The sequence below is a fragment of the Cohnella yongneupensis genome (assembly GCF_042655785.1).
In the GTDB taxonomy this organism is placed as follows: domain Bacteria; phylum Bacillota; class Bacilli; order Paenibacillales; family Paenibacillaceae; genus Cohnella; species Cohnella yongneupensis.
On sequence record NZ_JBHSNC010000010.1, the window covers coordinates 277784 to 296535 of the forward strand.

Genomic DNA, 18752 nt, shown 5'->3' on the forward strand with positions numbered 1-18752 from the left:
CTTGTCCGCCGGTACTCTCTATGTGTGTATGTGTGTCGAACACTTAAAGAATCGTACCATTGCGGACAAGCCCAGTCAATATGATAATCGTTCCTTTTTTATAATAACTCTAAATCAGTGGCGAATTAGCGAACCATCGCATTCACGATCAAATCGCCCATCGCGGTCGTACCGATCGCTTTGCTCTTGTCAACGGCGATATCTCCCGTGCGGTGACCGGCGTCAAGCACTTGCTTAACCGCTTGTTCGATAACGTTAGCCGCTTCTTCGTAGCCAAGCGTCAGACGGAACATGAGCGCAACGGACAAAATCGTCGCGATCGGGTTAGCGATGCCTTGTCCGGCGATATCCGGCGCGGAACCGTGAACCGGCTCGTACAGCCCGAAGCTGCCTTCGCCGAGCGATGCGGAGGATAACATGCCAATCGAACCGGTCAGCATCGCTGCTTCGTCGCTCAAAATATCGCCGAACATGTTCTCGGTGACGATAACGTCGAAGCTGGACGGACGGCGAAGCAATTGCATCGCGCAGTTGTCTACGAGCACGTGCTCGACTTCTACGTCCGCGTATTCCGGAGCGATGCGGTTTACCGTCTCGCGCCACAGGCGGGACGTCTCGAGTACGTTAGCTTTGTCGACGGAAGCGAGTCGCTTGCTGCGCTTCTGAGCCACTTCGAACGCTTGACGAACGATGCGCTCGATCTCGGTCACGTTGTATACGCAAGTGTCGACTGCTTCTAGGCCGTTCTCGCCTTCGCGACGGAACTTCTCGCCGAAGTAGATACCGCCGGTCAGCTCGCGCACGACGATCAGGTCAGTGCCTTCTAGAACTTCAGGCTTCAACGTCGATGCGTCCTTCAGGCAATCGAATACGACGGCCGGACGAATATTGGAGAAGAGTCCAAGCGCTTTGCGGATGCCGAGCAAGCCGGTTTCCGGACGAAGCTCCTTCGGATTGTTATCCCATTTCGGTCCGCCTACGGCGCCGAGCAATACGGCATCGGAGTTGCGGCACATGTCGAGCGTGTCTTGCGGCAACGGTGTACCTCTTTCGTCAATGGCGATGCCGCCGAACAAGCCGTGCTCGAACTCGAACCGGTAGCCGAACAGCTCTTCCGTGCGCTTCATTACTTTAATGGCTTCGCCAACGACTTCGGGACCGATACCGTCTCCGGCGATGACTGCGATTTTTTTAACTTCCGTCATAATTATTATTCACTCCAAAGTAGGGTATGGTCGTTCAATGAGACTATTTATCAATTGTAGTACATTCCGAGCAAGAGGCAAAATAGATAATAACTATGGTTTCTATAGGTTGTAACTATCATACGGCGGCTTGACTTAAAAAATAAAGCGGTCGTCCCCGGAGCTCTTCGCCCCGCGAACAACCGCTTCGCTATGGCCTTAACGAACGAGTACGCTCGCCATCGCTTGAGACAACCGCTCCATCCCTCTAACGGTGCCCTCAGCATCGTTATGCGTGAAGTTAAGGCGCATGTTGTTGAACTTCGACTCTTCCGCAAAGAACGTTACGCCCGGAACGAACGCGACGCCGAGATCGACCGCCGTCTTGAGCAAGTCGGACGTATTGACCGATTCGGGCACTTCGAGCCAGAAGAACATGCCGCCCTTCGGCTCGTTCCACGTAACGCCCGGCCATGCTTGCTCTTGAAGCAAGTCCGCCATTTGACGCATGCGTTTCTCGTACTCCTTGCGGACGAACTCGATATGCGCGGCCAAATCGAAATGCTCCATCAGTTGATGCAGCGTCTGCTGGTCCAGCGAGCTGGAATGCAAGTCCGCCGCTTGCTTGGCGCGAGCCATGTGCCGGATAATTTCCGGATCGCCCATTACCCATCCGGTGCGCAGCGCAGGCGCCACCGTCTTGGAGAACGTGCTCGTGTAGACGACGCAAGAGCCGTTCGGGTGCTGATCCAACGAGAACAGCGACGGATACGTCACCGAAGCGTCGCCGAACTTAAGCTCTCCGTACGGATCGTCCTCGAGAATAAGCGTATCGCTTTCGCGGCATTGCTTGAGCACGCCCAGACGACGCTCGAGACTCCAAGCGTTGCCCGTCGGGTTCGAGAACGTAGGAATGACGTATACCATCTTCGGCTTATACTGCTTGAGCTTCGCCGCGAGATCGTCCAAGTCCATGCCGTCTTTGTCGGTATCAACCGACACCAACGTCGCGCCATAAGAGCGGAACACCTGCAGCGCCGACAAGTAGGTCGGACGCTCGACGAGGATCACGTCTCCTTGGTCGATGTAGATCCGGGTAAGGAGATCGATCGCCTGCTGCGAGCCGGTCGTAATCAGCATATCGTCGGGCGTAACGTTTACGCCCTTCGTCCCGACCCACTTACAGATCGACTCGCGCAGCGGCAAGTAGCCTTCGGTCAGGCCGTATTGCAGCGCTTTGTTGCCCGCTGCAAGCACCCGCTGAAACGCTTCGCCGATCGCCGCGACGGGAAAGTGCTCCTCCGCAGGCAATCCGCCGGCGAACGAGATAATCGACTTCTTCTGCGTAAGCTTCAAAATTTCGCGTACGGCCGAAGAGGAGAAAGTGCCTAATCTAGCGGAAAATTGATACTTCATCGATGCTTCCCCATTTCGATTCTTAGATCAATGTAACGTTGTCGCGACGGCTGCGGGTCGGCGCGTTGCGCTTGTCGAGCAGGCGGTTCAAGGCGTCGACGTACGCGCGGGCGCTGGCTTCTAGAATATCCGTGCTTACGCCGCGTCCATGCGCGGACGAATCGCCTTGTTTAAGCACGACGTGCACTTCGCCCAAGGCGTCGGTGCCGTCGGTAACGGATTTGATCGTGTAGTCGTCGAGCTCGACGGTCTCGCCGGTAAGCGCATCGATCGCTTGATAGATCGCGTCGACGGAGCCGTTGCCTTCGGAGTGTTTCTCCAGCACGCCTCCTGCGGTTTTCAGCTTCACGGTCGCGGACGGAGTCGCATGGCTATCGAACGTGACGACGAGCTGCTGCAACGAGAACACTTCCGGCGTCTCGATGATTTTCTCTTCGAGCAAGGCGCGGATGTCTTCGTCGCTGACGTTCTTCTTCCGGTCGGCCAAGTCCTTGAACTTGCCGAACGCGGCGTTAAGCTGCTCCTCCGACAAGTTGTCGTAGCCGAGATCGATCAACTTCTCGCGGAACGCGTGGCGGCCGGAATGCTTGCCGAGAACGAGCTTGCTGTCCTTCAGTCCGATCGTGTCCGGGGAGATGATCTCGTAAGTCGTCTTCTCTTTAAGCATGCCGTCCTGATGGATACCCGATTCATGCGCGAACGCGTTCGCGCCGACGATCGCTTTGTTGCCCGGCACTACCATGCCCGTCAGCTTGCTGACGAGACGGCTCGTTCTGGCGATTTCCTTCAAATTAAGCGACGTCTTCGCTTGGAAGAACTCGGCTCTCGTCTGAAGCGTCAACGCGACTTCTTCGATCGCGGTATTGCCGGCGCGTTCCCCGATGCCGTTGATCGTTCCTTCGATCTGATCGGCACCGTTCAGAATGGCTGCGAGCGCGTTCGCCGTCGCCATGCCAAGGTCGTCGTGGCAGTGCGCGGACAGCTGGATTTTCTCGATTCCCGGCACTTTTTCTTTCAAGGTTTTGAAAATATTGCCGTATTCATATGGCGTCAAATAGCCGACCGTATCCGGGATGTTCACGACGGTCGCGCCTGCTCTAATGGCCATCTCCGTTACTTCGCACAGGAAGTCCAGCTCCGTGCGGCCTGCGTCTTCCGGAGAAAATTCGACTTTATCGAAATATTGCTTCGCGTAACGGATCATGCGATCCGCCGTCTCGAGCACCTGTTCCTTCTCCATGCGCAGCTTATGCTTGCGATGGATCGGGGAAGTCGCGAGGAAGAGATGAATGCCAGGGTCTTTAGCCGCCTTCACCGCTTCGCGAACCGCATCGATATCTTGTTCCCGCGAGCGGGCGAGTCCGATGACCGTCGCGTTCTTCACCGCGCGAGCTACTGCGTCTACGGCCGCCAAGTCCCCTGGCGATGCCGCAGGGAAACCGGCTTCGATCCGATCGACGCCGAGTCTTTCCAATTGAAGAGCGATTTCGACCTTTTCCTGCGTGTTCAGGTTAACGCCCGGCGACTGCTCGCCGTCCCTCAACGTCGTGTCAAAAATGTATATTTTTCGCATGGTAGAGTGATCCTGCACCTCCTGAAGCAAATGTTCAACTATAGTCCGATTATAGCATATTGTCGTTATCCGACATGAGCACATATTCGATGCACTTTACGAAAAAACCCCGGATCCGGGGTTTTTTCATAACGATTCACATGCTATTAAATTCGAATTACTTCTTGATCCAATGCATCATGCCGCGAAGCTGGGAGCCTACGACTTCGATCGGGTGCTCGGCTTCGTTGCGGCGGGTAGCCGTCAAGAACGCGCGTCCCGATTGGTTCTCGAGGATGAAGTCGCGAGCGAATTTACCTTGTTGGATGTCCGTCAGGACCGCTTTCATCGCTTTTTTCGTCTCGTCCGTCACGATGCGAGGTCCGGTAACGTAGTCGCCGTATTCAGCCGTGTTGGAGATCGAAGAACGCATGGAAGCAAGGCCGCCTTCGTACATCATGTCGACGATCAGCTTAAGTTCGTGCAAGCACTCGAAGTAAGCCATTTCAGGAGCATAGCCGGCTTCAACGAGCGTCTCGAAGCCCGCTTTAACGAGGGCGCTAGCGCCGCCACAAAGTACGGCTTGTTCGCCGAACAGGTCGGTTTCGGTTTCTTCGCGGAACGACGTTTCGATAACGCCCGCGCGCGTACAGCCGATGCCTTTAGCGTAAGCCATACCGATTTCGAACGCTTTGCCCGTGCCGTTCTGGTGGATAGCGATCAATCCCGGAACGCCGAAGCCTTCCGTATAAGTACGGCGTACCATGTGGCCCGGGGATTTAGGAGCGACGAGAAGAACGTCCGCGTCCGCTGGAGCTACGATTTGGCCGAAGTGGATGTTGAAACCATGGGAGAACATGAGCGCTGCGCCTTTTTTGAGGTTAGGCTCTATCTCGTTCTTATAGACGCTAGCTTGCGTCTCGTCTGGCATAAGGATTTGAACGACGTCCGCTTTGCGAGTCGCGTCCGCTACGGACAATACTTCGAAGCCGTCGTTGCGAGCCGCGTCGGCGGATTTACCTTGACGAAGACCGATAATAACGTTGAGGCCGCTGTCGCGCAAGTTTTGCGCTTGGGCATGCCCTTGGCTGCCGTAACCGATAATTGCTACTGTTTTGCCTTTCAGAACGCCGAGATCTGCATCTTTCTCATGAAACAACTTAACTGCCATTGGAATGTGTCCTCCTTCGGATATTTGCATAATTTCTAACTTACCCCTCGAAGCGGGCGTTCCAAGGGAGAACGCCTGCGGATCGCGCTAATCGCGCTCACCCCTCGAACTCCCGCTCCGAGCGGGGCTGATTGTAAGTGTTACGGTTGCTGAAAATTAACGGCTGCCGCGCGCCATTGCCGTCACGCCGGTGCGGGATAGCTCCCGTATGCCGTATGGCTTAAGCAATTCGATCATCGCGTCGATCTTCTCCGTGTCGCCGACGACTTGGACGATCAGGCTGCTCGGACCGATATCTACGACCGCCGCGCGGAACGTCTCGACGATACCGAGAATTTCCGGCCGCGACGTTGGCTCCGCGCCGACCTTGATCAGCCCGAGCTCGCGTCCGACCATCGGATTGGAGCTGACGTCGATAACCTTGATTACGTCGATAAGCTTGTACAATTGCTTCTGAACTTGCTCCAGCGTATGGTCATCGCCGGTAGTGACGATGACCATACGGGACAATCCGACTTCCTCGGACGCGCCGACGGTAATGCTCTCAATGTTGAAGCCGCGGCGCCCGAATAGGCCTGAAACCCGTTGCAGTACGCCTGGCTGGTCGTTTACGAGAATGGCGATCGTATGTTTGCGGTTCATTCGGAATCCCCCATCAGCATCTCGCCGATAGTCGAGCCTTGCGTAACCATCGGGTAGACGTTCTCATGCTTGCGGACGACGAATTCGACGACCGCAGGACCTGGATGTTTCAATGCTTCTAGCCAAGCCGCGCGTGCCTCTTCCTTATTGGAAGCGCGGAACGCCTTAACGCCGTACGCTTCGGCAAGCTTAACGAAATCAGGGCTGCCGGCCAGATCGATATGACTGTAACGATTGTCATAGATGATCTCTTGCCATTGGCGAACCATTCCCAACACTTGGTTGTTGATTATCGCGACTTTGACAGGTATATTGTTTATCGCGCAAATCGCGAGTTCTTGAGCGCACATCTGCATGCCGCCGTCGCCGTTGATCGATACGACGGTACGGTCTGGGTTGCCCATCTGGGCCCCGATCGCGGACGGGAAGCCGAAGCCCATCGTGCCGAGTCCGCCCGACGTTACCCAAGAGCGCGGTTTATTGAACGGATAATATTGCGCCGCCCACATTTGATGCTGGCCTACGTCCGTCGTTACGATTGCGTCGCCCTTCGTCGTCTCGTGAATCATCGATACGACCCATTGCGGCTTCAACTCGACTTCGGAATCTTTGTACTTGTTCGGCTTGGAAATTTTCCATGCGCCGATCTGCGCGCGCCACGCATCCGCTTTGTCCGCGCGTTTCGCGCCGGCATTAGCCAGTTGCAATGCTGCTTTAACATCCGCAACGATCGGGATTTCGGTCGGAACGTTTTTCCCGATTTCAGCCGGATCGATGTCGATATGAACGACTTTCGCTTTCGGCGCGAAGCCTTGCAGCTTCATCGTCACGCGGTCGTCGAACCGGGCGCCGATGTTGATCAGCAAGTCCGCGTTCTGGATCGCTTGGTTAGCCGTATACGTACCGTGCATTCCCGGCATTCCCATATGAAGCTCGTGACCGCTAGGAAATCCGCCCAATCCGAGCAAAGTCGTCGTCGTCGGGATACCCGTCTTCGTAACGAACTCATACAGCTCTTCGTGAGCGCCGGAGTAGATAACTCCGCCGCCGGCCAAGATGACCGGACGCTCCGCTTGCTCGATCGCTTTGAGCATTTTTTCCACTTGCATCTTGTTCGGTTGAACCGTCGGGTTATAGCCGCGGAGGTTCAATTGGTTGACGGGCTCGAACAAAGTCTTCTGGGCCGATACGTCCTTAGGAATATCGATCAGTACGGGACCTTTGCGGCCGGTGTTGGCGATGTGGAACGCCTCGTGGATAATGCGCGGTAGATCCGCCGCATCGTTAACCAAATAGCTATGTTTCGTGATCGGCATCGTAATGCCGACGATATCCGCCTCTTGGAAAGCATCGGAGCCTATAAAGCTCTTCGCCACGTTGCCGGTAATAACGACGAGAGGAACAGAGTCCATATAAGCCGTAGCTATCCCCGTCACGAGATTCGTCGCTCCCGGACCGGAAGTCGCGATACATACGCCCACTTTGCCGGTGGAACGCGCGTAACCGTCCGCCGCATGGATTGCTCCTTGCTCATGGCGAGTCAGCAAATGCTGGAAATCGGTGAAGCCGTGCATGGCGTCATAGATGTATAGAACCGCTCCGCCCGGATAACCGAAGACGCATTCCGCGCCCTCCAACAACAAGCTGCGAAGAAGCATTTCCGAACCGGAGATGACTTCCGACTTACTCCATTTCGCGATCAATTCTTCCTTGGATTTCAGCGTAGCACTTTGTGCGCTCATCCATAATTCCTCCCTTCAAAGTGTGAACAGTTTTAATGCCTATTCACGATAAAAAAGCCTTCCATCCCGACGCCAGCAATAGCTGTCTTGGGACGAAAGGCTTGTAGCTTCCGTGGTACCACCCGAGTTTGCCGTACGCCTCGCGGCGACGACCTTCGAAAGTATGATCCGTAGGACGCACGCGGCGCCGATTATCATACTTGGCGCAATAACGAGCGCTACTCCGATTCACCCTACTGCGCAAAGGCGGTTCAGGCGAACAGCTCCGAGGAGACTTCGCATTCAGGGATTAAGGTATCGGTCTCAGCATTTCCGATACTCTCTGAGCATAAGAGCCCTAACGCTTTTTCCTCTTCACGGCTGTTTGTTGTTCAATTAATTAAAACTAATTATATGCCGCCGAAAGGCATTCGTCAATACGCAAGTTCGCAAATGCCGTTACCTTCGTCCTCCGCGCTTCATACGTTATATCATCAAAGGCTGCAGCACCTTACAGTACGTCTTGCGCATGGGGAGGCGCTACATTTGATCCGTTGGAGACGACAAGGGGATGACCGCGGGATCGTCGAGCTTGTGCGCACTCAGCTTGTTCCGATATCGCCTTGGCGACATCCCAGGGATGGACGGTTAAGATTCGAAGTACAGAAAAGACTGCGCAGAGGGCCTACGCTTGTTGTGGCCCGCACGCGGCAAAGCGTGCCGTTCGCCTTCGTGCACATGGAGATTCGCGGCAACGTGCTGTTCGTCGATCTGCTCGCCGTCGATTCCAGGCACCAGAACCGGCAATGGGGCACCGAATTGATGAGGCGGGCGGAACAGTACGGACGCAAGCGCGGCTGTACCGTTTCGCATCTGTTCGTAGATGAAGGCAACACGCGCGGCGTGCGATTCTACGAGCGCTTAGGCTACCACGTCATCTCACATATCGAAGCGTTAAAGGCGTTTCATATGCATAAGTCGCTCGAATACGATTCGCTTAGTTCGGCGTTATGAAAAAAAAAAACGTACTTGCCTCGGGTCATCCGCCCGCTCGGCGAGTACGTTTTTCTGTATGAACGTTACGGTAGTCAGGTTACCACCAACCGCCGAATCCGCCTCCGAAACCGCCTCCGAACCCACCAAAGCCGCCGAAGCCGAACGGCTCCGTGCCGATAGCCAGCAAGTCGAACAAGACGAGCGGAATAATCGCTTTCGTGCTAACTGTCTTGCCCTTAGGCTTTGCCAAATACAGCGTGTTGCCCGAGATGCGAACCAGCTTGCCCGAGACGACCGAACCGTCTTTGCGAACCGCATACACGTTGCTGCCGACTAACTTTTGCGCTTGCGCGCGCGTCACACGCGACATCTCCGAACCCCTCCTCCCTTAATAGCAGACGAGGATTCGGCGTCCGCACTGCGGAATGGCTGCCTTCCCCGTTTCCTAATAGCGTATGGGAGGTATACTTGCTTGGCTTGTACCTCTGTACCGTCTCGGGAAATTGGGGCGATGCGGCTTCTAGCGGGCGTTTGCCTCATAAGATCAACAAAAAAACAAGCCCCGGGAACCCAGAGCTTGTCTAATGATTACGCGTTGATTTTCGATTTAGCCGCGCCGGCGAGCGAGTTGAACGCGTTGATGTCGTTCACTGCGAGATCAGCCAGCATCTTGCGGTTAACTTCGATACCGGCCAATTTCAAGCCGTGCATCATTTTGCTGTAGGAAAGGCCGTTTTGACGAGCAGCCGCGTTAATACGCACGATCCACAATTTGCGGAAGTTGCGCTTCGTCTGACGACGGTCGCGGTATGCGTACATCAGGGACTTCATTACCTGTTCTTTAGCTTTCTTGAACAGGCGATGCTTGGCGCCCCAGTAACCTTTAGCCAGTTTCAACATTCTATTGCGACGGCGGCGCGTGACGAATCCGCCTTTGACTCTTGCCATGATTCATTACCTCCCGGAAGTCGTTATTTACGTTTATTTCAGGTTTGCGAGTTGTTGTTGCATGCGGCGAACGTCGCCTTGAGCCATCAGAGGCTGGTTAGCAAGTACGCGTTTTTGACGTCCCGATTTGTGGGACAACAAGTGGTTTCTGAACGCTTTGTGACGCTTTACTTTACCTGTACCGGTAATTTTGAAGCGGTCTTTCAAGCTGCTGTGCGTTTTCATCTTAGGCATGAGTTGTATCCTCCTGTCAGTGGCTTTTCGGAGCCAATATCATGATCATGCTTCGGCCTTCCAGCTTCGGCAAGCGTTCAATAACGCAAATATCGGTTACTTCATTGGCAACGCGTTCCAAAATCTTCTGACCAAGCTTGGCAAATGCGATTTCACGACCGCGGAACCGCACGGAACATTTAACCTTGTCGCCTTCGTTCAAAAATTTCACTACATTGCGAAATTTCGTTTGATAATCGTGCTCATCGATGTTCGCACGAAACCAAACTTCTTTGAGGTCGACGATTTTCTGATTCTTCCGGGCCTCTTTTTCCTTCTTCTGCTGCTCGTAACGGAACTTGCCGTAGTCCATGATGCGACATACAGGCGGTTTCGCCTGCGGTGCGACGTTTACCAGGTCAAGATTCGCGTCAATTGCCATCTGCATGGCTTCACGGAATGGTTTAATTCCGATCTGCTCGCCTTCTGCGCCGACCAGCCGAACTTCTTTCGCCCGGATTTCCTCGTTGATTTGATGATCCTTGCTAATCGTGTTCCACCTCCATAGTGAAAGTGCATCCCATAGGTTAGACTTACTTCGCCTCGCTCAAATGCAAAAAAAAATACGAGTCGCATTGACCCGCATCCTAGTCCTACGTGTACGGGCCGCCGGAACATGTAGCTCCTGCAATCTCCGTTATCGTGGCTACGCATACCCGTCAGCAATGCCGATCAGGTGAGAAGCGGGCGCTTCTGCTTGTGCGTGCTGAATAGTACCTTACAAATCAGACACTTGAATACTATATCATGTGGGCATCCCGATGTCAACGCCCATTCATTCGAAAACGTCATTGCCCTCCGTTGCCTTTAATCGCCCGTTCAATGCGTTTATCCGGAACGAACCATAGAATGGCGACCGAGGCGAAAAACACGCACGATACCCATGTGCTCAAATAAGCGGTCGCGATGGCGATCAGGTACAGCACCGGGGACAGCTTTCCTTTCAAATCCCTGCCCATCGCCTCCGCGAACGGCGAATCGGAACCATGCTGGACGAGAATCGCGCGCTGCAGCAAAAAGTAAGCAACCGCCGCGAGCAGCAGCACGATGCCTTACAGCGCCGTCGGGGTTGAAGCGAATTCGCTCTTTTAACGCATGCCAGTCATGACCTTCCGGCGTTTTGAATTCGAGCACCATGATCGTGATGATGATCGCGAGCATGCCGTCGCTGAACGCTTCCATTCGATTCGCTTTCAAATCCGCACTCACCATGTCCGCCCTCTCCCTCGCGTCAAGACGAAGGGTGGGCGTAATTGTTCTAGAGTGGATTCGACGCGCGAAGGGCAACTCCTGCGCCATGAACGAACGACCTCCCGGAAACCGCGTTGCGCGCGCTTCCTGGAGGTCGTTATCAAATCGTACCTGACTTTTCTTACATTTGCTTGCCTTGCACTTCTTCGAGACGGATGACGCGCGTATGCTTCGTGTGGCTCCAGGTCTTGTTGTTCTGCGTGAAGAACGCGTAGAACGCGATCGGCCACCAGGACAGGAAGAAGATCGGGAACATCAGCAGCCTTACGTACATGCGCCAGTTTACTTTTTCCATCAACATCGCGATCGGACATTGCAGGTAACCGTACAATACGATCGTAAGCGATAGGCCAAGCGGCATCTTCGCGTAGATCGAAGTCAGATGCGGGTCGCCCGGCAGCATAACGTCGAACCAGAGCGCCATCGTGATCAGGAAACCGATCAAGTAGATGAACGCGTTGAAAATATAAAGCGCGGCGTCGATCTTCACGATGCTGCGTTCTTTGATGCCTTGCCAGAACAACGGCAGCATGTAGCGGCGGGAGACGTCGAAATGCCCTTGCATCCAACGGAGCCGCTGACGCGCGGAAGCCCGGAACGTGATCGGCTTTTCGTCGTAGACGCGCGCTTCGTAGTTGAACTTCGGATAGATGTCGCGCTGAATGCAACGAACCGTGAACTCGAGATCTTCGACCAAGCTCGTCGCGCCCCAGCCCATTTCCTTCAGCAGCTTCGTATCGAAGCACATGCCCGTGCCTCCGAGGAAGTTCGACAGCCTCAGGTTGTAGCGCGGAAGCTGCCACAGACGGTTACAGAACCAATAAGTAATGCCGTTCGCCGCGCTGATCCAAGAATCGTGCGGGTTTTTCGTATCGAGATACCCTTGAACGACTTTGTAGCCGTTGCAAAGATCTTCGTTCATGTAGTGCAGGAAATTCGTCGCGACGAGGTTGTCGGCATCGAACATGACGATTCCGTCGTATTGCTTAGGATGCTTCCACAGCTCTTTGAGCATCCACTCGATGGCGAAGCCTTTGCCCCGTTGATTCGGGTTCGTGCGCTCGCAAGCGAATACGCCCGGATAGTTGCGAACGACGTTCGCCGTTCCGTCAGTACAATTGTCGCAGATGACGAAAATATCGAAGAGCTCGCGCGGATAATCCATCTTCAGCAAGTTTTCGATAAGCGCACCTACTACGGCTTCTTCGTTATGCGCGGCGACAAGCAGCGCGAACGACTTGGTCGGCTTGTGCGTAATTTTCTCTTTTCTCCGGTACCACCCGAAGAACGAAAGAAAAATTTGGTACACGCCGATCGCGGCAGCCAACGCCTGCACGACCATAAGAATACTGTTAAACATATTCAGTTGTTACCCCCTAGACCCCATTTTTCTTTGTCCCTTTTTTTGTGTGTTCTCTCTCTAAAACATTTTTTTTGGTTTAAGCCCCGTTAGGGTGCCGAAGACACATCCTTGATTTTCATTCGTTTTCAAGCTTTTGTCAAAAGGTTTTTGGACCCATTTTCGCCTCCTTCGACCAAGAAATAGCGCTCTTGGAAGCGAGGTAGCCCTTCCGGTACGGATTGCTAGAGCATATAGCCACATGCACCGGATTGCGAACTTTTTGCTTCCGAGGACCTAATCTTTCGCCTAAATCAGGGCGATCCGGACAGGTTACTTCGCGATCTGCCGAGGCTCGGTAACCGCGGAAATACTATGGCGCAATTGGTCGAAAACCCCAGCCCACGTGCGCGTGCTAGCTTCATGCAGCCCGATGGCAATCAGCTTCGCGCGCAAGGACGGATCCGCGTGCAGCAGCGCCAGCTTCTTCGCGAACGCATCCGAATCGCCGGGCGCGCACAGCATGCCGTTATGCCCGTCGCGAATCGTATCCGGAACCGCTCCTCCATCCGCTCCGATTACCGGCAAGCCGCAAGCCATCGCTTCGAGCATGACGTTGCCGAAAGTTTCGGTCGCCGAAGGAAACAGCAGCGCGTCGGAAGCGGCCATCCACTGCTGAAGCTCGCGTTGCGTCAACGAGCCGAGAAACCGGTGCCGCACTTTGCGTTTTGCCGCCAGCGCCTTCAATTCGGACAAACCCGGACCTTCCCCGGCGATGACGAGCTCCGCGTCCGCCCCCGTATCGGCAACGAACTTCGTAACCGCTTCCACCGCTACCTCCGGCTGCTTTTCCGGAGCTATGCGTCCGGCATAGAGCGCGATGAACCGCGAAGGAATACCGGCCGACGCTAGCAAAGCCTCGCGATCGACGTTCGGGTGGAACGTCGATCCGTCGATGCCCCTGCTCCATACTTCCAGCTGGCCCCATCCGTCCCGACGGCAATCTTCGAGCACGGATCGGGAGGGAACGTAGATCTTCAGACAGGGAAGATGGAACCAATGCAAATATCTGTATAGCAGTTTGCCCAACCATTGAATGTTGTAATACGGCAAGTACCGCGCGAAATGCGTATGATGGGACGCGACGAGCGGAATGCCGTGCTTAAGCGCGAGCGATCGCCCGGCTAACCCCGTTCCGAACGGAGTGGCTACATGGATCACCGTCGGCTTGAACGCGAGCAGCTTGCGTTCCGCTTCGGGAGAGCGGGGCAGCGCCATGCGGAGTTCCGGGTACAGGAAGAACGGAATGCTCATTAACCGTTCCGCGTTTTCGGCGCCAACGTGCTTGTCTTTAGGACGCGCGGGCGCGAATACCATGCATTCTATGCCTTGGCCGCGCAAGTATCCGATCCAACGTTCCAACGTTTTCGCGACGCCGTTAATCTCAGGACTATAAGTATCCGTAAACAACGCGAGACGCATAGCCATAACGGACCTCTCCCTTAACCGTTTTTTTCCATTGTAAAGCTCGGACGTTAACAGAGTATCAAGGGCTCGTTAATACTCGGGTGACAATACCAAATTACAATGAAAGTAAGCAAAATATGACGCTCAGGCTACAGCCTGGCGCCGAAGGGGAGAGGAACGATGCGCCGAATCTACAGCATGCTTCAGAGAGTCGAAGGACCGCTGTTCCTGCACGTCAACATCCGTTGGAACCGCGCCGCCCTGAACTGGTTGTTCCACGCGCTCTCGATTATCGGAGGCGCGACCTTCAGCTTGACCTTCTCGATCCTGATCGGGTGGCTTGCGCCCGAGCCCTGGCAATCCGTCGGCTGGCAATCGTTAGCCGCGATCGCGCTCAGCCATATTCCCGTCGCGATCGCCAAGCGCAGCGCGCCGAGGCTGCGTCCTCACCAGCATTTCCCGCACGTTAACACGAATCGCAGGCCGCTACAGGATCCGTCCTTTCCGTCCGGTCATACGACCGCCGCGTTCTCCTTGCTCACGCCTTGGATGTTAGCCGAACCGATGCTCGTTCCGATCTTACTGCCGATCGCGCTAGGAGTCGCGTTGTCCCGCGTCTACTTCGGGCTCCATTATCCGAGCGATACGGCGGCAGGCGCGCTGCTTGGCCTATCGACCGCGTTGCTGATGGCTATATGGATATAAAACAAATGACCCCCTAGTCCGGTTAAGGATTCGGGGGTCATCGGTTCGTTCGATTATTTGTGATCCGCTTCGTATTCCTCGTCGCTTATCGCGTTCAACGTAACCGCGCCGTTGCGTTTCATTTCTCGCGCCAGCTCGCCGGCGACGTTCCGGCGATGCTCGGCGACCACCTTATCGCCGATAACCGCTTCCAGCCGATAAATCGGCATCCCTTGACCGACGAACTTCGTCTCGTATTCCGTAAGGACCAGATCGTCGCGAAGGCCGTGACGATGCAAGTCGAGCGAAATATGGCGCATTTGAAGCTCGGTGTTCGAGAAGCTGTTAAGCGAATATTCGAACAAGCTGAGCGAGTCCGTCTTGAAGTGGATTTCTCCGATTTCGCTGAGCGCCTGCTTATACTTCTCGAGGAAGCGCGGGTGCGTCAGCCGCCGCCGGGCATGCTTCGACTTTGGCCATGGATCGCTGAAGTTCAAATAAATGCGCTCCAGCTCTCCCGGCTCGAACATATCCTGCAAATTTTCCGCGTTACCCCTCACAAGCGCCAAGTTAGGCACTTCTTCGGCGTCTCTTTCGCTTTTCCACAACGCTCTCGCTTTTTCGCAGCCGCGCCTTAGCAACTCATCGTAAATATCCATGCCGAGGAAGTTAATGTTCGGGTTATTAAAACTTTGCCGGCTAATAAATTGCCCTTTGCCCATTCCGATTTCGATATAGATCGGATTATCGTTCTCGAAGAAAGCATTCCATTTCCCTTTGAGTTCCTGCGGCTCGAGCACGACTAAATCCGACTGTTGCTCCAAGCTTTCGCGTATGTTTTTTCTACCGCGCAATCGCATTGCCATTCCTTGACATCCTCCCGAAATCTTATCCTGATTAACGACGCCGCGTCGTCCGCTCGAACACCTCGATGGCCGCGCCGAGCCATGCGCCGCTGACCAGATACCCTGCTATCACGTCGCTTGGGTAATGAACGCCCAAGTAAACGCGGCTAACTCCGATGCATAGCGTCAATCCCAATCCGAGCACGATCATGAGCACCCTGCCCCATGCGTTCGTCACATGGCGCCATAAGAGGTAAGTCAATACGCCGTATAGCGCGAACGCCGCCATGCTATGACCGCTCGGAAAGCTGTAACCGGCCTCCTCGACGATTCGGTGCAAGCTCGGGCGCTCCCGCTCGAAGATCGACTTTAGGAGCTTATTGAGCAACGGCGCTCCGCCGACTACGACGATGAAAAGCAACAATTCCTTGCGATGGCCGAGAAATACCGCGAGCAACACGATGGCGACCAACGCGATAACCGTAACGACGAGCGTCGATCCCAGCCACGTGAACGTCTCCATGACGCTCGTAAGATCCGGCGATTCCCAGCTCTGAACGCGTCGAATAATAGTGTCATCGATAAAGCCGGCTTTATCCGCAAGCATGATGACGCACACATAAATGAACAAGGCGGCCGATATTACGGCCCATGTCGAAGCCCGCCGCCAATGAGAACGATTAACCATTCCCGCCTTCGCTCCCGTCTCCATTTTCGTCAAACAAAATATTAGCATGAATAAAACGGAAAGTGTAGCGAAGGCGGTCGTATCCCGAGATTAGACGGCGGCTCTTCGTAGGAGCAAATACGATACGGAGGCATAAATTGCCGTCAGCGGGAGCAAGTAGGTCGACAACTCGGCCGCGGTAGACGGGTGATCGTTAATCCAATTCCCGATATTGTCCCACCCGTCGTAATAAGTTACGAGAAACGAAGCAACCGTTAGAAGAAGCGATAAGGCTACGAAGAGAGCAAACATGCCCGTGCGACCGAATTTGCGATAGATGCTGCCGAAGAGATAGCCCAAGACGTACAAATGGAGCATAAATCCGAAGTTAACCCACAATCTCGCGAACACTCCGCCGTCGTTCAAATAGTCGAGATTAAAGAAAGTCAGATCCACACCCCAGCCGCCGGTTCCGCCTTCGATGTTCGCGAGCAGCACGAGCATGGCCGAGAAAATCGCGCTTAATAAGGACATCGTAGCTAGCGTGCCGATTACGTAGTCTTTGCGTCGTACCGTAAATCCGATCGCGAACGGGAACGTCTGGGCAACGCCAAGAATGCCCGCTACCAGCAAATAAATATAAATCGAAGCTAACCCGCCTGTCGTTATCGGTACGTCGGAAACCGCGGCAATGGAAAAGTTCACCACAAAGCTGCTAAGCAGAATGATCCACGGGAGGTAAGTCCAACCCCAACGATCCTTCAAATAAATTCGGATGACGCCGGTTATTCGGTTATTCATTTCGCCCCCGCCTTCCTTGACTCTTCGTTGTTTTTCGTAAGATGGACGACAAGCTGCTGCAGCGACACGGGCGCAAGCTCAAGTCCGAGCTGCTCGGCTTGCTTGCGGTCTTCCGCGTCCAATCTTCCGATGAACGTAATGGAAGCAAGGCCGCCGAACGGCTCGCGATGAATGATCTTCCTGCCCATCGCGAAAGCCTCGGCTTTCGCGGCCGCCCCGATCACCGTCGATGCTTGCCCTCGAAGGTCCTCCGCGTCTTCGTTCAAGATCAATTCGCCGCTATCGATGACGATCACGTGTTCTAGCAGCTTGCTTACTTCATCGATCAAATGCGTAGACAGCACGATCGTACGAGGGTGCTCCGCGTAATCCTCCAGCAGGCGATCGTAGAAAAGGCTCCGGGCAACGGCATCAAGGCCGAGGTAGGGTTCATCGAAAATCGTGAGCGGTGCCCGGCTAGCCAAGCCTACGATAATGCCGACGGCGGATTGCATGCCCCTCGACAGCTTTTTCATTCTGCGTTTGAGCGGCAGCTTGAACTCGGAAGCGAGCGACAACGCGAATTCGCGGTCCCACTTCGGGAATAAGAACGCCGAAATATCCAGGACGTCCTTAACGCGGTACGTATCGGGATACCGCTGGCTTTCCTTAATGAAGCATAATTGCGTGAGCACGCGATTGTTCTCGTACGGATTTTCTCCGAACACCTTTAATTCGCCGCTCGTAGGGAACGCTTGCGCTGTGATCATATGCATGATCGTCGTCTTGCCCGCCCCGTTGCGCCCGAGCAGCCCGTAAATTTTGTCCGCTTGCAGCGAGAAGCTGACGTTATGGACAGCCGTCACGTCGCGATACTTCTTAGTCAGCCCGTTAAGCTCAACAATGCTATTCATGGCGCTTCTCTCCTTTGCTGATCATATCCGTCAATTGCTCCACCGTTATGCCGAGCTTCTTCGCTTCCATGACGATCGCGACGACGTACTGCTCGTAAAATTGTTCCTTGCGTTGCTCCACAAGCCGCGATCTCGCTCCCGTCGCCACGAACATGCCGATCCCTCTCTTCTTGTACAAAATTCCTTGATCGACGAGCAGATTGACGCCCTTCGCCGCCGTTGCCGGGTTGATCTGATAAAAGGCCGCGAATTGATTCGTCGACGGCACTTGCGACTCCTCGGGCAAACCTCCGTCAATTATGTCGTTCTCGATGCGTTCCGCGATTTGTACGAAGATCGGGCGGCTATCGTCCATTGTTAAATTCATGCATCCACCACCACGTTAGTCGGTTAGTTACTCATGTAATTAACTATATGAGCGACGAGGGATAAAGTCAATAGGCGGATCGTGGATTGCCGCGTCGTGAACGCACGCAAAAAAGCCGGGCGCCCCGTGAGGGACATCCGGCTTGGTTTATGGTTTCCGACGAGGCTGCGTTAGTTCAAATGCTGCTCTTCGATCTCGTAATGATCTTCCAGCGCGTGCTGAAGCTTCTTCTTCGCGGACACTTCGACGGTGTGGTTGTTATGGAATTTAATGCCCGACAGTGCCATGACTTCCTTCAAAGTCAGCTCGACCTTTACCGTATCGTCCCCTTGTGGAATGCGTACGACCATACTCATTCGAATCACTCTCCAATTCATTATTCGTTCTCTTTTGGGGCTGATTTGCCTAGGATTTGGAATGGAAATGAAATTGGCTGCGAAATAGACTGGATATGTTAGGTTTTTTTATTGATTTGACGCACTTTTAATATAACACATCATGTTAGGTATAGCAAGGAGGAAAGCGCTGACAAAAG

The 18752-nt window shown here is 54.3% G+C and carries 21 protein-coding genes and 1 pseudogene; 2 read left to right on the forward strand and 20 right to left on the reverse strand.

The features are described from left to right. Positions 1–125: 125 nt before the first annotated feature. From leuB to ilvB, 6 genes are all read right to left on the reverse strand, one after another. Complete coding sequence (leuB, locus tag ACFPQ4_RS04105; RefSeq protein ID WP_378110485.1) at positions 126–1205, reverse strand: 3-isopropylmalate dehydrogenase; 1080 nt, start codon at positions 1203–1205, stop codon at positions 126–128. 198 nt (positions 1206–1403) lie between these two features. After that, on the reverse strand, positions 1404–2600 hold the full coding sequence (locus ACFPQ4_RS04110; protein ID WP_378110486.1) for an aminotransferase-like domain-containing protein: 1197 nt from the start codon (positions 2598–2600) through the stop codon (positions 1404–1406). 22 nt (positions 2601–2622) lie between these two features. Then, the gene (locus tag ACFPQ4_RS04115) at positions 2623–4173 is read right to left on the reverse strand and encodes a 2-isopropylmalate synthase (protein WP_378110487.1); all 1551 of its coding nucleotides are present in this window, start codon (positions 4171–4173) and stop codon (positions 2623–2625) included. Between the two features lie 157 nt (positions 4174–4330). Continuing rightward, positions 4331–5323, reverse strand: coding sequence for a ketol-acid reductoisomerase (ilvC, locus tag ACFPQ4_RS04120; RefSeq protein WP_378110488.1), 993 nt, complete (start codon positions 5321–5323; stop codon positions 4331–4333). A gap of 156 nt (positions 5324–5479) precedes the next feature. Next, a complete protein-coding gene (gene ilvN / locus ACFPQ4_RS04125; RefSeq protein WP_378110489.1) occupies positions 5480–5965 on the reverse strand; it encodes an acetolactate synthase small subunit in 486 nt (161 codons plus the stop codon). Continuing rightward, positions 5962–7707, reverse strand: a complete 1746-nt coding sequence (gene ilvB, locus ACFPQ4_RS04130) for a biosynthetic-type acetolactate synthase large subunit (RefSeq protein ID WP_378110490.1) — start codon at positions 7705–7707, stop codon at positions 5962–5964. The genes ilvN and ilvB overlap by 4 nt, the downstream gene beginning before the upstream one ends. A gap of 525 nt (positions 7708–8232) precedes the next feature. On the opposite strand from ilvB, the gene ACFPQ4_RS04135 reads away from it, so the two are divergent. Then, positions 8233–8700: a GNAT family N-acetyltransferase gene (locus ACFPQ4_RS04135; RefSeq protein WP_378110491.1), complete on the forward strand. Its 468-nt coding sequence runs from the start codon at positions 8233–8235 to the stop codon at positions 8698–8700. Positions 8701–8779: 79 nt separating this feature from the next. Here the strand turns inward: ACFPQ4_RS04135 and ACFPQ4_RS04140 are convergent, their stop codons facing one another. From ACFPQ4_RS04140 to ACFPQ4_RS04175, 8 genes and pseudogenes are all read right to left on the reverse strand, one after another. Next, a complete protein-coding gene (locus ACFPQ4_RS04140; protein ID WP_378110492.1) occupies positions 8780–9052 on the reverse strand; it encodes a hypothetical protein in 273 nt (90 codons plus the stop codon). A 218-nt stretch (positions 9053–9270) separates the two neighbouring features. Next, positions 9271–9630, reverse strand: a complete 360-nt coding sequence (rplT, locus tag ACFPQ4_RS04145; RefSeq protein ID WP_378110493.1) for a 50S ribosomal protein L20 — start codon at positions 9628–9630, stop codon at positions 9271–9273. A 33-nt stretch (positions 9631–9663) separates the two neighbouring features. After that, complete coding sequence (rpmI, locus tag ACFPQ4_RS04150; protein WP_378110495.1) at positions 9664–9864, reverse strand: 50S ribosomal protein L35; 201 nt, start codon at positions 9862–9864, stop codon at positions 9664–9666. 16 nt (positions 9865–9880) lie between these two features. After that, entirely contained in the window at positions 9881–10375 is a 495-nt protein-coding gene (gene infC / locus ACFPQ4_RS04155) for a translation initiation factor IF-3 (RefSeq protein ID WP_378110539.1), read from the reverse strand. A 316-nt stretch (positions 10376–10691) separates the two neighbouring features. Beyond that, positions 10692–10949: a hypothetical protein gene (locus ACFPQ4_RS04160; protein WP_378110543.1), complete on the reverse strand. Its 258-nt coding sequence runs from the start codon at positions 10947–10949 to the stop codon at positions 10692–10694. Between the two features lie 85 nt (positions 10950–11034). Next, positions 11035–11202: pseudogene (locus ACFPQ4_RS04165) on the reverse strand (hypothetical protein); the annotation flags it as partial. A 73-nt stretch (positions 11203–11275) separates the two neighbouring features. Beyond that, positions 11276–12514 carry a glycosyltransferase family 2 protein gene (locus tag ACFPQ4_RS04170; protein WP_378110496.1) on the reverse strand — a complete coding sequence of 413 codons (1239 nt, stop codon included), beginning with the start codon at positions 12512–12514 and terminating at the stop codon, positions 11276–11278. A gap of 312 nt (positions 12515–12826) precedes the next feature. Then, positions 12827–13981, reverse strand: coding sequence for a glycosyltransferase family 4 protein (locus tag ACFPQ4_RS04175; protein ID WP_378110497.1), 1155 nt, complete (start codon positions 13979–13981; stop codon positions 12827–12829). A gap of 159 nt (positions 13982–14140) precedes the next feature. Here ACFPQ4_RS04175 and ACFPQ4_RS04180 point away from each other — a divergent pair, with 159 nt between their 5' ends. Further along, positions 14141–14665, forward strand: coding sequence for a phosphatase PAP2 family protein (locus tag ACFPQ4_RS04180; RefSeq protein ID WP_378110498.1), 525 nt, complete (start codon positions 14141–14143; stop codon positions 14663–14665). A gap of 53 nt (positions 14666–14718) precedes the next feature. Here ACFPQ4_RS04180 and trmB read toward each other — a convergent pair whose 3' ends face one another. The 6 genes from trmB to ACFPQ4_RS04210 all read right to left on the reverse strand — a co-directional run bounded on the left by trmB (position 14719) and on the right by ACFPQ4_RS04210 (position 18573). Beyond that, a complete protein-coding gene (trmB, locus tag ACFPQ4_RS04185) occupies positions 14719–15504 on the reverse strand; it encodes a tRNA (guanosine(46)-N7)-methyltransferase TrmB (protein ID WP_378110540.1) in 786 nt (261 codons plus the stop codon). A 37-nt stretch (positions 15505–15541) separates the two neighbouring features. Further along, positions 15542–16177 carry a phosphatase PAP2 family protein gene (locus ACFPQ4_RS04190; protein ID WP_378110499.1) on the reverse strand — a complete coding sequence of 212 codons (636 nt, stop codon included), beginning with the start codon at positions 16175–16177 and terminating at the stop codon, positions 15542–15544. A 90-nt stretch (positions 16178–16267) separates the two neighbouring features. Continuing rightward, the gene (locus ACFPQ4_RS04195; RefSeq protein WP_378110500.1) at positions 16268–16957 is read right to left on the reverse strand and encodes a hypothetical protein; all 690 of its coding nucleotides are present in this window, start codon (positions 16955–16957) and stop codon (positions 16268–16270) included. Beyond that, positions 16954–17850 carry an ABC transporter ATP-binding protein gene (locus tag ACFPQ4_RS04200; protein ID WP_378110501.1) on the reverse strand — a complete coding sequence of 299 codons (897 nt, stop codon included), beginning with the start codon at positions 17848–17850 and terminating at the stop codon, positions 16954–16956. The genes ACFPQ4_RS04195 and ACFPQ4_RS04200 overlap by 4 nt, the downstream gene beginning before the upstream one ends. Then, positions 17843–18217, reverse strand: a complete 375-nt coding sequence (locus ACFPQ4_RS04205; protein ID WP_378110502.1) for a GntR family transcriptional regulator — start codon at positions 18215–18217, stop codon at positions 17843–17845. The genes ACFPQ4_RS04200 and ACFPQ4_RS04205 overlap by 8 nt, the downstream gene beginning before the upstream one ends. A 170-nt stretch (positions 18218–18387) precedes the next feature. Continuing rightward, on the reverse strand, positions 18388–18573 hold the full coding sequence (locus ACFPQ4_RS04210) for a hypothetical protein (RefSeq protein ID WP_378110503.1): 186 nt from the start codon (positions 18571–18573) through the stop codon (positions 18388–18390). Positions 18574–18752: the final 179 nt, after the last annotated feature.